The following is a 13,101-nucleotide window of genomic DNA, read 5'->3' on the forward strand; positions in this document are numbered from 1 at the left end:
CTCGCACACGCTGTCCAAGGATTACTTCGCCTACGCCGGCCCCGGCTTCAAGGGTCGCAACACCGGCTACCTGAACCTGGCGTTCTCCCAGGAAGTGGCGCCCAAGATCACTGCCAAGGCCTCGGTGGGCTACACGCGCTTCGGTGGCGACATCGCTGCCCCCAACTACCTGGACTACAGCGTCGGCGGTGCCTATGACTTCGGTTCGGGCCTGTCGCTGGGTGCTGCCGTGGTGGGCGCAACCAAGAAGGACTACTTCGGTCCCGTCAACCAATCGCGCGTGATCGTCACGCTGACCAAGACGCTGTGACCCTCCTGCCCAGCGGCGCGCGGTGCCGCCGGTGCTTGCACTGCTGGCCAGGCGCGCGCCCATGCCCCTCGACCTGGCAGCGGTGGCGGCAGGCATGCCCCGCCGCCGGGAAAAGGAAGCATCAGCGTTCCGCGCCGGCACGCTGATGGGTAAGGTGGCAGGGGGCCTCTGTCAGCTGCCCGCCACCTTCATGCGGTTCACGAGGATGGAGCCCACGGACTTGGCACCGTAGTTGTAGGTGTCGGCACCGACGGCCTCGATGCCCTGCAGCATGTCCTTGAGGTTGCCGGCGATGGTGATCTCGTGCACCGGGTAGGCGATGCGGCCGTTCTCGACCCAGAAGCCGCTCGCGCCGCGCGAGTAGTCGCCGGTCACGTAGTTCACGCCCTGGCCCATGACCTCGATCACGAACAGGCCCGTGCCCAGCTTTTGCAGCATGGCGTCGAGGTCGTCGCTGGCCTGGGTCAGGCGCGAGGTCATGGTCAGGTTGTGCGAGCCGCCGGCATTGCCGGTGGTCTTCATGCCCAGCTTGCGCGCCGAGTAGGTGGACAGGAAATAGCCCTCCACGCGCCCGCCCTTGACCACCTTGCGCGGTGCCACGCGCACGCCTTCATCGTCGAAGGGCGAGCTGCCCTTGCCGCGCAGGATGAAGGGGTCCTCTTCGATGTCGATGTGCTTGGGAAACACGCGCTTGCCCAGCGAGTCGAGCAAAAAGCTGCTCTTGCGGTAGAGCGCGCCGCCGCTCACGGCCTGCACGAAGCCGCCGAGCAGGCCCGCGGCCAGGGTGGATTCGAACAGCACCGGGCACTGCGTGGTGGGAATCTTGCGGCTGCCCAGGCGGGACAGGGCCCGCTGGGCGGCGTAGCGGCCCACGGCCTGTGGCGAGGCCAGCTCGGCCGCATCGCGCATGGAGCTGTACCAGGCGTCGCGCTGCATTTCGGCGTTGCGGCCGGGCAGCGAGGCGATGGGCGCCACCGAGAAGCTGTGGCGCGACGAGGCATAGCCACCGCGGAAACCGCGCGTGTGGGCACTGAAGAAATGGCTCTGCTGGGCCGATACGCCCGCACCTTCGCTGTTGGTGATGCGGCGGCTGGACTTCAGCGCGGCGGCCTCGCATTCCATGGCTATCTTCGCGGCCTGCTCGCTGTCGATGGACCAGGGGTGGAACAGATCCAGGTCGCGGTGCGTGTCCGTGGGCGCAATGTCGTCGGCATCGGGCAGGCCGGCCATCGGGTCTTCGGCCGTGAAGCGGGCAATGTCGTAGGCGGCCTGCGCCGTCTGCTCGATGGCCTTGCTGGAAAAATCGGAGGTGCTGGCATTGCCGCGGCGGTTGCCGATGTAGACGGTGATGCCGAGCGACTTGTCGCGGTTGCGCTCCACGGTCTCGAGCTCGCCCTTGCGCACGCTGACCGAGAGGCCGCAGCCTTCCGAGGCCTCGGCACCGGCGTCGGTGGCGCCCAGCTTTTTGGCATGCGCGAGGGCGCGGTCCACCAGTTCTTCGAAGAACGGACGGCTGTAGCTGAAGCCGTTGTCGGGGGTGCCGGATGCGGTGGCGGCCGGGGCGCCGGGGGCGCGCGGGGCGCGGATGGAGGGTTTATTCATAGCGGCAGCTATGATACTTGCCGCTGTGGCGCGCGCTGCGCCACCTCCCTTTTGCCCCCACCCATGTCACGCAAACCCAAAAAAGGCTACTTTGTGAAGGGCCATTTCGTTGCCGAAGGCAGCGAACTGGACCTTCAGCTCAAGGCCGAACTCAAAGGCACGCCCGATGCCAGCCGAACCGATCTCAAGCGCGAAAGCGATGCTCTGCAGGACCTGGGCAAGGAGCTTCTGACCCTGCGCACCGATCTGTTCGACAAGGTGGGCCTGCCCGACAAGCTGGTGGATGCGCTGGCCGAGGCCAAGCGCATCACCAACTTCGAAGGCAAGCGCCGCCAGATGCAGTACGTGGGCAAACTCATGCGCAAGCTCGAACCCAGCGTGGTCGAGGCCGCCCGCCAGGCGCTCGAAGAGCAGCACAAGGGCTCGGCCGACGACAAGCTGGCCCTGCACCTGGCCGAGCACTGGCGCGACCGCCTGATTGCCGATGACGAGGCCCTGGCCCCCTGGATGGCCGAGCACCCCGATACCGACACCCAGCAGCTGCGCGCCCTGATCCGCCAGGCGCGCAAGGATGCACCACCGGCCGACAAGGCCGCCGTGTCGCAAGGCCTGGCGCCGCGCAAGGGCCGCGCCTACCGCGAGCTGTTCCAGCTGGTGCGCGAGCACCTGGGCGGCGCCCCCGCTGGCGATGAAGAAGAGGAAGAGGACGATGGCGATGACTGAAGCAGCCGCCACGCACGACCCCGTGCGCATCGGCATCGTCTCCATCAGCGACCGCGCCAGCAGCGGCGTGTATGAGGACAAGGGCCTGCCCGCGCTGCAGGACTGGCTCACGCGCGCACTGCGCAACCCCGTCACCTTCGAGTCCCGGCTGATCCCTGACGAACAGGCGGACATCAGCGCCACGCTGATCGAGCTGGTGGACAGCGCGGGCTGCAGCCTGGTGCTCACCACCGGCGGCACCGGCCCGGCCCTGCGCGACGTGACGCCCGAGGCCACGTTGGCCGTGGCCCACAAGGAAATGCCGGGCTTTGGCGAGCAGATGCGCCAGATCAGCCTCCGATTCGTGCCCACGGCCATCCTCTCGCGCCAGGTGGCGGTGGTGCGCGGACAGAGCCTGGTCATCAACCTGCCCGGCCAGCCCAAGGCGATTGCCGAGACGCTGGAAGGCCTGCGCGCTGCCGACGGCAGCACCGTCGTGCCCGGCATCTTCGCCGCCGTGCCCTACTGCATCGACCTGATCGGCGGCCCCTACCTCGAAACCCGCGACGAGGTCTGCAAGGCCTTTCGGCCCAAGAGCGCAGTGCGCAACCGCTGAGCCACGTGGGCCTGGCGCGCCGCGCCGGGTTTGCATTTGGTAACCAGGGATGCGGTTCTCGACCGGCGCAGGTGCGCCCGGTCACAAGGAAATGGCATGCACCCGTCCTAGACTGGCCGGCAGATCCACTTCACCTCCCACCGACCGCATGATGAAGAAAAGACTTCTTCTCCAGTTCGCCCTGGTGGCCCTGCTCACTGCCTGCGGCGGTGGCGGCGGCAGCAGCAGCGACGGCCCCACGCCACCACCCCCACGCCTGGTGGGCGAGATCTTCGGCACGCCCGAGCAGGTGGCCACCTCGGACCTCATGACCAATGCCGGCTACGGCGGTTACGGTGGCGCACTGGAAACCTCGCGCGCGATCCAGAAGGCCGGCAAGACCAACATGCTGGACTTTTTGTTCCTGTTCACCATCTCCGACAGGGGGGCTGCCCGCCTGGTGGGCGATGCCCCCGCCGTGCTGGAGGCCTACATCGCCAGGAATGCCGACCTGCTGCAGCCCGGCGTCTATGTGTACCTGCTCGACGAGATGTACCTCAAGGCCTCGCTGGTGGCGGACGACCCGGTGGAATACCTCGCGCAACTCGACGACCTGCGGCGCGCCGTCGCGCTGGTGCGCCAGCGCCTGCCGCAGGTGAAGATCGGCCTGTCGTTCAGCCCGCATGCCACCTTCGGCCATCCCCAGGTGATGCCCTTCATCGCGCGGGCGATCGCGCTGGTGGACTGGGTGGGCACCACCACCTACTGGCTGGGCGACAAGGCCACCACCGGCGCGCTGCACGACTGGTCGCGCACCCTGCCGGCCCTCGCGCGGGCCGCACAGCCCAAGGTGGAGACCTGGTACATCGCCCAGGCCTTTCGCGAGCCCGCCTGGGACAAACAGGCCTTTCGCGAGTTCATGCAGACGGAACTGCAGATCTCCGACAGCTACGACGCCATCATCTTCTTTGGCTGGCAGGAGACCTCGGAGCTGTCCAGGCAGACCGCCGGGCGCTATTTCGAGGCCGAGACGCGGGCGGTCTACCGCCGCTTCCTCAAGCAGTAGGCCCGGGGCCAGGCTTACTTGCCCACCAGTTCGTTGAGCTTGCCGGCCTCGAACTGCTCGGTAGTGGCTGCGTCGCAGGGCACGCAGTCCTTGGTGGCCGGTGCCGCCGTCGAGAGCTTCTCGATGGCCTGCCACAGCAGCATGATCTGGTGCTCCTGGGAGGAGGCGTTGTCGATCAGGCCCCGCATGGCCTGCGACAGCGGGTCATCCTCCTGCGTGATGCCGTAGGCCGTGAACTTGCGCGACTGCGGCTCGGTCACATCGGCGCTCTGGCCGGCCTTGGACGGAATGATGCGCGCCGGGATGCCCACGGCCGTGGCCCCGGCGGGCACGGGCTTGATGACCACGGCATTGCTGCCGATCTTGGCGCCATCGCCGACCTCGAAGCCGCCCAGCACCTTGGCGCCGGCACTCACCACCACGTCCTTGCCCAGTGTCGGGTGGCGCTTGGCGCCCTTGTAGAGCGAGGTGCCGCCCAGGGTCACGCCCTGGTAGATGGTGCAGCCGTCGCCGATCTCGGCCGTCTCGCCGACCACCACGCCCATGGCGTGGTCGAAGAACACGCGCTCGCCGATCTTCGCGCCCGGGTGGATCTCGATGCCCGTGAGCCAGCGCGCGATGTGCGAGATGAAGCGCCCCAGCCACTTGAAGCCGTGTCCCCAGCACCAGTGCGCCGGACGGTGCAGCCAGATGGCGTGCAGGCCGGGGTAGCAGGTGATCACCTCCCAGGTGCTGCGCGCAGCGGGGTCGCGGTCGAGGATGCACTGGATGTCGGAACGCAGGCGTGCAAACATGGCTATGGTTGTTTTTGGAATATGGAAATGCAGTCTAGCGCTTTGCCTGCGCCGTCTCGATCATGGCTTTTGCGACACCACGCAGGATGTGGATTTCCTCGGCCCCCAGTTGCGCGCGGTTGAAAAGCTGGTTCAAACGCGGCATGAGCTTCTTGGGCGCCTCCGGGTCGAGGAAGCCGATGTCCACCAGCGCCCGCTCCCAGTGCACCAGCATGCCGGCCACCTGGGCGGCATCGGCGAGCTCACGATCCGGGGCGGCGCTGGGCGGCGCCGGGGCAGCGAAACCGCCCAGCGCCATGCGCCAGTCGTAGGCGACGACCTGGATGGCCGCGCCCAGGTTGAGGGAGCCGAAACCGGGGTTTGTGGGAATGGAGAGCGCCACATGGCAGCGGTAGACGTCTTCGTTGGCCATGCCGAAGCGCTCGGAGCCGAACAGGAAGGCCACGCCCGACTCCAGCGGAGCATCCACCGCTCTGGGGGCGGTCAATTGCGCAAAGTGCTCACGCGGCGTGCGGGTCGGCGGACCGAAGTCCCTGGGCGTCATGGCCGTGGCGCACAGGTGGCTCATGCCGTCGAGCGCCTCGTCCAGCGTGGCGACGATGCGCGCCTTGTCCAGCACGTCCAGGGCGCCGCTGGCGCGCTGGATGGTCTCTTCGCGGCGCAGCACGTTGGCCCAGCGCGGCTCGACCAGCACGAGGTCGTCGAAGCCCATGGTCTTCAGGGCGCGTGCGGCGGCGCCCACATTGCCGGCATGGCTGGTGTTGATCAGGACAAAACGGGTCTTCATGGGGTAACAGGGGGCCGGATAAGCCCCAAACCGGGACAAAAAACGGCAAAGCAGGTAAAATTAGCGCCCTATTGTCGCCGCCCGCATCGCCGGGCGGTGGTCCACGCTCCTCTTTCGCAAGGCGCCCTCTGCCGGCGCACTGCTTGAAACCACAATTTATGTCGTCCAACCTGCACCCCATGCTCAACGTGGCCATCAAGGCCGCACGCGCCGCCGGCGCCATCATCAACCGCGCGGCCCTCGACGTGGAGGCCGTGCGCATCTCGCAAAAGCAGGTGAACGACTTTGTGACCGAGGTGGACCACGCGGCCGAGAAGATCATCATCGAAACCCTGCTGACGGCCTACCCCGGCCACGGCATCCTGGCCGAGGAGTCGGGTTCGGAATACGGCGCCAAGGATTCGGAATTCGTCTGGATCATCGACCCGCTGGACGGCACCACCAACTTCATCCACGGCTTTCCCGTGTACTGCGTGAGCATCGCCTTGTCCGTCAAGGGCAAGATCGAGCAGGCGGTCATCTACGACCCCTCGCGCAACGACCTGTTCACCGCCACCAAGGGCCGTGGCGCCTACATGAACGAGCGCCGCATCCGCGTGAGCAAGCGCACCCAGCTCAAGGACTGCCTGATCTCCACGGGCTTCCCCTTCCGCCCGGGCGACAACTTCAAGGCCTACATGAACATGATGGCCGACGTGATGCAGCGCACGGCCGGCCTGCGCCGCCCCGGCTCTGCCGCGCTCGACCTGGCCTACGTGGCTGCGGGCTTCACCGATGGCTTCTTCGAGACCGGCCTGTCCATCTGGGACATTGCCGCCGGCTCGCTGCTGGTGACCGAGGCCGGTGGCCTGATGGGCAATTTCACGGGCGAGGCCGAGTTCCTGGAGCAGCGCGAGTGCCTGGCCGGCACGCCCCGCATCTATGGCCAGCTGGTGCCCATCCTGGGCAAGTACAGCAAGTTCGCGAGCGCTGGCGACAAGGCGGCCGTGCGCCAGGCAGCCACCGATGGCGGCGATGCCGACGCTGCCCCGGCTGCCGAGGCGGCGGCTGAAGGCCAGGACGGCCAGGACCAGAGCGCCCTGCTCTGATGGATCGACAGGGCGGCTGTGCGCCGCCCTGCCCTCATCCCGGATCTGGGTACTTCTGGGCGATGATGCGGAAGTCTTCGGCGATGTCCACGAAGGCATCGACCATGTCCGGGTCGAAGTGCGAGCCCCGGCCGCGCACGATGGTGCTGCAGGCCTGGTCGTGCGAGAAGGCGGGCTTGTACACGCGCTTGCTGATCAGCGCGTCGTACACGTCGGCCACGGCCATGAGCCGGGCCGACACGGGAATGGCGTCGCCCGCGAGGCCCTCCGGATAGCCCGAGCCGTCCCACTTTTCCTGGTGGCTGTAGGCGATCTCCTTGGAGACGCTCAGGAACGCCACGCGCATGCCCAGGCGCTTTTCGGCGTCCTCGATGGCGGCGCGACCCAGCGTGGTGTGGGTTTTCATGACCTCGAACTCTTCCACCGTGAGCTTGCCGGGCTTGAGCAGGATGCTGTCCGGAATGCCGATCTTGCCGATGTCGTGCAGCGGCGCCGACTTGTACAGCAGGTCGATCATGCGGTCGTTGAGCACATGCTCGAAGCGCGGGTGGTGGCGCAGGCGCTCGGCCAGCGTCTTCACGTACAGCTGGGTGCGCCGGATGTGGTTGCCGGTCTCGTTGTCGCGGGTTTCGGCCAGCGAGGTCATGGCCATGATGGTCACGTCCTGGATGGCCTGCACCTCCAGCGTGCGCAGGGCCACCTCGCGCTCCAGGTAGGCGCTCTTGTCGCGCAGGAAGTCGGCCGTGGCCTTGAGCGCCAGGTGGGTGTTCACGCGCGCCAGCAGGATGGGCGGGCTGATCGGCTTGGTGATGTAGTCCACAGCGCCCAGCGCCAGGCCCATGCGCTCGTCATCGGGGTCAGAGCGGGCCGTGAGGAAGATCACCGGGATGTCGCGCGTGGAGGGCGATGCCTTCAGGCGCCGGCAGACCTCGTAGCCATCCACCTCGGGCATCATGATGTCCAGCAGGATGAGGTCGGGCTGCGTGCCCGACTGAGCGATCTTGAGCGCCTTCTCCCCGTGGTTGGCAACCTTGACCAGGTAGTGCTCACGCAGCAGGCTGCCCATCAGCGTGAGGTTGTCGGGCGTATCGTCCACCACCAGTACCGTGGCAATCGGCTTGTCCACAAGGGTCGGCTGCTGAGAAGCGAAGGGCGCGTTGTCCATGGGCTTTCCTGCGAAGGGGGAACCATTCAGGGGGCGGTGGCGGAATCAGGCGAGGACGGCGGCTCGGGGACCACAGAGGCGATGGTATCCAGCGCCTGTTCGAAATCAAAGTTCCGAATGTGCACATCCACCGCCTTGAACACCGGGTCCAGGAATCCCTCCAACACGATGGCATTGTGTTGCAAAAACTCGGCGGCTGCCGGGTCGTCCTGCAACAACAGCGTGCGCAGCTGGTGCAGCAGCTCCGCGGGGGCCTTGGTCGGCACCGCACCGTCGGCATCGCCCAGGCCCGGCGCACTGGCAAGCCACTGCTCCAGCGCGCCGATCAGGGGCGCGAGCACCGCATCCAGCGCCGCCAGCAAGGGGGCGGTGGTCTCTGGCGGCTGCGGGCCCTTGCGCAGCAGGTCTTCGAGCTGGTAGGCGCGGTCTGCCACGGGCTGCGCACCGATGTTGGCGGCCACCGAGCGCAGCGTGTGCGCCAGGCGCTCCGCCAGGCCCACCTCGCCCGCATCGAGCGCCGCCTGTATCTCACGCACCACCGTCGCCTGCCCCTGTGCGAAACGGCCCAGCATGTCGCCATAGAGCGCCGGCTTGCCCAGGGCACGCTGCAGCCCCAGCGCCGTATCCAGCCCCGCCACCAGGGGCCAGGCCACGGGCCTGGGGGGGCTCGGTGGCACGCCAGCGCCGTTGCGCAGCGGCGGCGGCGGCAGTCCCTGGGGCACGCCCAGCCCGGGGCGCGGCTGTATCCAGCGCGCCAGTGCCTTCCACAGGGCGGCCGGGTCGATGGGCTTGGCCACGTGGTCGTTCATGCCGGCATCGAAGCAGCGCTGGCGGTCGGCGTCCATGGCATTGGCCGTCATGGCCACGATGGGCAGGCGCGCAAAGCGCGGGTCGGCGCGCAGGTGCCGGGTGGCCGTCTCGCCGTCCATCACGGGCATCTGCATGTCCATCAGCACCAGGTCGTAGTTGTCCTCGTGCAGCCGCTGGATGGCCACCTGCCCGTTGCCGGCCACGTCCACATCGAAGCCCGCATCGCGCAGCAGCTCCACGGCCACCATCTGGTTGAGCTCGTTGTCCTCGACCAGCAGCACCCGCGCACCGCGGATGGCCAGCGGCAGCTCGTCGGCCACGGGCGGCGGCACGTACTGGCGCTGCAGCGCGGGCAGCGCATGCTCCAGGGGCTGCATAAGGGTCTCGAGCAGCAGCGAGGCATTCACGGGCTTGATCAGCACCGTCTCGATGCCCTGCGCGCGCGCGGCGCGCATCACGTCCTCGCGCCCGTAGGCCGTGACCATGAGCATCTGCGGCACCTGGGGCATGCCCAGGCTGCGGATGTGCCCGGCCAGCTCGACACCGTCCATGCCCGGCATGTGCCAGTCGAGCAGCAGCAGGCCGAAAAAGCGGTTCTTGGCCATGGCCTCGCGCAGGATCTCCAGCGCCTGCAGGCCCGAATAGGCCTGCTCGACCTCGAAGCCCATGGCCTGCAGCATGTCCGACAGCACCGTGGCCGCCGTGTGGTTGTCGTCCACCACCAGCACCCGGCGCCCCACCAGGTCCGGTGGCGGCAGCACCACCCGGGCCGGTGCGCCGCGCTCCAGCGGCAGGCTGACCCAGAAGGTCGAGCCGTTGCCGAACTCGCTGATCACCCCGACCTCGCCGCCCATCAGCTCGGCCAGGCTCTTGCAGATGGCCAGGCCCAGGCCGGTGCCGCCATAGCGGCGCGTGGTGGAGGTGTCGGCCTGCTGGAAGCTCTCGAACAGGCGCCCCATCTGCTCGGCCGTGAGGCCGATGCCCGTGTCGCGCACCTCGAAACGCAGGCTCACGCGCTTTTCGCTCTCTTCGAGCAACCGCACGGCAATGCTGATCTCGCCCTGGTCGGTGAACTTGATCGCGTTGTTGGCAAAGTTGATCAGGATCTGGCCCAGGCGCAGCGAATCGCCCAAGAGGTTGGGCGGCACGTTGGCGGCCACGTCGCACACCAGCTCCAGCCCCTTGGCCCCGGCCTTGTAGCCGACCACGTCGGTCACGCTCTCAAGCATGCGGTCAAGCACGAAGGGCTGCTTTTCCACCGTGAGCTTGCCGGCCTCGATCTTGGAGAAGTCCAGGATGTCGTTGATCACCCCCAGGAGGTGCTGGCCGGCCTGCTGGATCTTGCTCACGTAGTCGTGCTGGCGCGTGTTCAGTCCCGACTTGAGCGCCAGGTGCGACATGCCGATGATGGCGTTCATCGGCGTGCGGATCTCGTGGCTCATGTTGGCCAGGAAGTTGGACTTGAGTGCCGTGGACTCCTCGGCCAGTTCCTTGGCGCGGCGCAGGTCCTCCTCGGCGCGCCGGCGGTCGGTGATGTCCACGAAGGTGCCGATGGCGCCACCGGGCGAGCCATCGGCACGCGCGAAGGCGTGCAGCCAGAACAGGGTGTGGTGCACCTGTCCGTCGGCGTACGGCAGGTCCACTTCCCGGTGCACCGAGTCCAGCCCGTTCATCGCCTGCAGGTTGTCGCCCTGGAAGCGCGTGCGCTGCTCGGGCGGCAGGAAGTCGAGATCGAGCACCGTCTTGCCTACCAGGTCGCTGCGGCGCACGCCGAAGGCCTGCTCGTAGGCGCGGTTGAAGCCGATGTAGCGCCCGTCCGCCCCCTTGTAGAACAGGGGCACGGGAATCGCGTCGATCAGCGCCTGCTGGAAGCCCAGTTGCTCCTCCACCTGTTCCTCGAGCTGCTTTTGGTCCTGGATGTCCACGCTCACACCCACCACGCGCACCGCACGGCCCGCATCGTCGCGCAGGATGCGCGCGGCCAGCAGGAACCAGCGCACCTCGCCGTCCGGGCGCACGATGCGCCAGGAGTTGCGCAGATCGGTATCGCCGCCGTCCAGGCTGGACCTGAAGTGCGCGCTGGCTTCTTCGCGGTCATCCGGGTGCAGGCGATCGAGCCAGTAGCCCAGCCCCGTGGGTTGCGTGCCGGCGGGCAGGCCCAGCATGGACACGAGCTTGTCGGACCAGACCACGCTATCGGCCACCAGGTCGATATCGAACACGCCCACCTTGCCGGCCTCCTGGGCGATTTCCAGCCGCTCGTTGGCCTGCTGGATGGCGATCTCGCCCTTGCGCGCCTCCGTCACGTCCTCGATGACCCAGATGGAGGCCGAGCGGTAGCCCTCCATGTTGATGCGCCGCCCGGCCAGCCGGGCCTCGAAGCTGCTGCCATCGAGGCGGCGCAGCGTGGCCCGTTCGCGCAGCGCCTGGCCCGAAGCCAGCCGCTGCGCGATGAGCGCCGTGAAGCTGTCCGACTGCGCCTGGTCCCCGAACAGCGTGGTCACCTCGCCGCCCAGCAGCTGCGAAGCCGTGCCGCGCATGAGCTCCACGAAGGCCGGATTGAATTGGCGGAACTGCCCTTCGCAGACCAGCAGGATGGGCGGCGCATTGTCGAAGATGGCCGTCTGCTGCTCCAGCAGTTCGTTGAGCAGGCGCTCGCGCCGCTCCAGCTCGGATTGCGCACGCATGCGCTCCGAGACATCCTCGTGCAGCCCTACGATGGCGATGCGCTTGCCGCGTTCATCGAACACGGGCGACAGCGTGGCCTCGTCGTGGTAGATGCTCGCGTCGCGGCGCCGGTTGACGAAGCTGCCGCGCCAGGAACGGCCCGACAGCAAGGTGGCCCACATGTCCTTGTAGGTCTGCGGCGGCGTCTGGTCGGTGGAGACGATGGACGGCTTCTTGCCGCGCACCTCGTCCAGCGCATAGCCGGTGTTGCGCTCGTACTGGGGGTTCACCCAGTCGATGCGCCCCTCCCCATCGGTGATGACCACGGCCACGGGACTGCTCTCCAGCGCCGCGCCCAGCACCCGGAAGCGCTCCAGCGCTGCCGCCATGCGTGCGCGGCTGCGCAGCAGGTCCAGCAGCAGCAGCCCGAGTAGGGCCAGCAGCACAAAGGCGGCAGTGCCCACCTGCCAGCGCAGCAAGGTGGGCACCAGGGTGCTGACATCGTCGAGCACCACCAACTGCCACTGCCCCCCCGGGTCGTTCCACTCGATGCCGCGGCTCGCCACCGCATAGGTCACGCCATTGAGCAGCACCTCGCCGGCATCGGGCGCAAACGGCAGGGCCGAGGCCACGCCGTTTTCGAAATGGCGCCCGAACTGGCGCGATGCACGGATCGCATCGATGCGTGCCTGCGTGAGCGGCGGCGCCACGGCGAACTGCCATTCGGGCCGGGTCGAAGAGAAGGCCACCCCCTGGGGGGACATCAGCAGGGCCGGGATGCCGGTGCTCGCCAGCAGCGCATCGACCACCTCGAACCCCACCTTGAACATCACCACCCCGATGATGGCGCTGGTGGGCGAGTCGGTCTCGTACAGGGGCGCCGCGTAGTACAGGCCCCGCTCCTGGCTGTTCACGCCGATGGCCGCATAGACGCTGATGGCGCCCTTCATGGCGGACTGGAAGTAGGGGCGAAAGCCCAGGTTCGAGCCGGTCGCCCGCTCACCGGCGGTTTCGTGCGCGACCACGGTGCCATCGGCCGACATCACGTACACGCCACTGATCAGAAAGCGCCCGCGTGCCACGGCCAGCCGCGCCAGCGAGCCCGGATCGTCCGGCGGCGTGTAGCCGCGCGCCATGTCCTTGAGCTGGGGCTCGCTCAGGCCCATGAGCGAGACGGCACCGATCAGGCCGCCCCCCGTGGTCTGCGTGATCAGCGCATCGGCCGCCTGCTGCACGATGCGCGTGCGCTCCAGCGCACGCTCCTGGCCGCGCCAGTAGACCACCGCCTGAACCACCAGCCAGGCCCCGAGCAGCGACAGCGCCACCACCAGCGCCAGGCCCCGCGTCCAGGCGGGATCGCGTTCGAGCACGCGATCCAGGAATCTTCCGCCACCGTCGTTCTTGGTCAGCTGCGCCATGCGCAGCCTCCGCCAGGCGGAGGCACCGCCCATGGACCATCATCAACGTGTCGGATCCAGCATTGCATCGATTTCCTCCACCGGCACAGGCCTGCCA

At 67.9% G+C, this 13,101-nt stretch carries 10 protein-coding genes; 5 read left to right on the forward strand and 5 right to left on the reverse strand.

The window, feature by feature from the left end; translation table 11 throughout:
* On the forward strand, nucleotides 1-310 hold a 310-nt coding region (locus tag PMI14_RS16935), incomplete at its 5' end, for a TorF family putative porin (RefSeq protein ID WP_007856430.1).
* A gap of 171 nt (nucleotides 311-481) precedes the next feature.
* On the opposite strand, the gene pmbA is transcribed toward PMI14_RS16935, so the two are convergent.
* Nucleotides 482-1,912, reverse strand: coding sequence for a metalloprotease PmbA (gene pmbA, locus PMI14_RS16940; protein ID WP_007856432.1), 1,431 nt, complete (start codon nucleotides 1,910-1,912; stop codon nucleotides 482-484).
* A 63-nt stretch (nucleotides 1,913-1,975) separates the two neighbouring features.
* Between pmbA and yjgA the strand changes: the two genes are divergently transcribed.
* From yjgA to PMI14_RS16955, 3 genes are all read left to right on the forward strand, one after another.
* Nucleotides 1,976-2,635 (forward strand): ribosome biogenesis factor YjgA, encoded by a 660-nt coding sequence (gene yjgA / locus PMI14_RS16945; RefSeq protein WP_007856433.1) that lies wholly within the window; start codon nucleotides 1,976-1,978, stop codon nucleotides 2,633-2,635.
* A complete protein-coding gene (gene mog / locus PMI14_RS16950; RefSeq protein WP_035204262.1) occupies nucleotides 2,628-3,230 on the forward strand; it encodes a molybdopterin adenylyltransferase in 603 nt (200 codons plus the stop codon). The genes yjgA and mog overlap by 8 nt, the downstream gene beginning before the upstream one ends.
* 148 nt (nucleotides 3,231-3,378) lie before the next feature.
* Nucleotides 3,379-4,275 (forward strand): hypothetical protein, encoded by an 897-nt coding sequence (locus PMI14_RS16955; RefSeq protein ID WP_007856435.1) that lies wholly within the window; start codon nucleotides 3,379-3,381, stop codon nucleotides 4,273-4,275.
* 14 nt (nucleotides 4,276-4,289) lie between these two features.
* Here the strand turns inward: PMI14_RS16955 and cysE are convergent, their stop codons facing one another.
* A complete protein-coding gene (gene cysE / locus PMI14_RS16960; RefSeq protein ID WP_007856437.1) occupies nucleotides 4,290-5,069 on the reverse strand; it encodes a serine O-acetyltransferase in 780 nt (259 codons plus the stop codon).
* Between the two features lie 34 nt (nucleotides 5,070-5,103).
* Entirely contained in the window at nucleotides 5,104-5,856 is a 753-nt protein-coding gene (locus PMI14_RS16965; protein WP_007856440.1) for an RNA methyltransferase, read from the reverse strand.
* A gap of 158 nt (nucleotides 5,857-6,014) precedes the next feature.
* Between PMI14_RS16965 and PMI14_RS16970 the strand changes: the two genes are divergently transcribed.
* The gene (locus PMI14_RS16970) at nucleotides 6,015-6,944 is read left to right on the forward strand and encodes an inositol monophosphatase family protein (RefSeq protein ID WP_007856441.1); all 930 of its coding nucleotides are present in this window, start codon (nucleotides 6,015-6,017) and stop codon (nucleotides 6,942-6,944) included.
* Nucleotides 6,945-6,978: 34 nt separating this feature from the next.
* Here the strand turns inward: PMI14_RS16970 and PMI14_RS16975 are convergent, their stop codons facing one another.
* Both PMI14_RS16975 and PMI14_RS16980 read right to left on the reverse strand, forming a co-directional pair.
* The gene (locus PMI14_RS16975) at nucleotides 6,979-8,109 is read right to left on the reverse strand and encodes a two-component system response regulator (RefSeq protein WP_007856442.1); all 1,131 of its coding nucleotides are present in this window, start codon (nucleotides 8,107-8,109) and stop codon (nucleotides 6,979-6,981) included.
* Between the two features lie 26 nt (nucleotides 8,110-8,135).
* Complete coding sequence (locus PMI14_RS16980) at nucleotides 8,136-13,004, reverse strand: PAS domain S-box protein (protein ID WP_007856443.1); 4,869 nt, start codon at nucleotides 13,002-13,004, stop codon at nucleotides 8,136-8,138.
* Between the last annotated feature and the right edge of the window lie 97 nt (nucleotides 13,005-13,101).

Source organism: Acidovorax sp. CF316 (genome assembly GCF_000276605.1).
Lineage (GTDB): Bacteria > Pseudomonadota > Gammaproteobacteria > Burkholderiales > Burkholderiaceae_C > Acidovorax.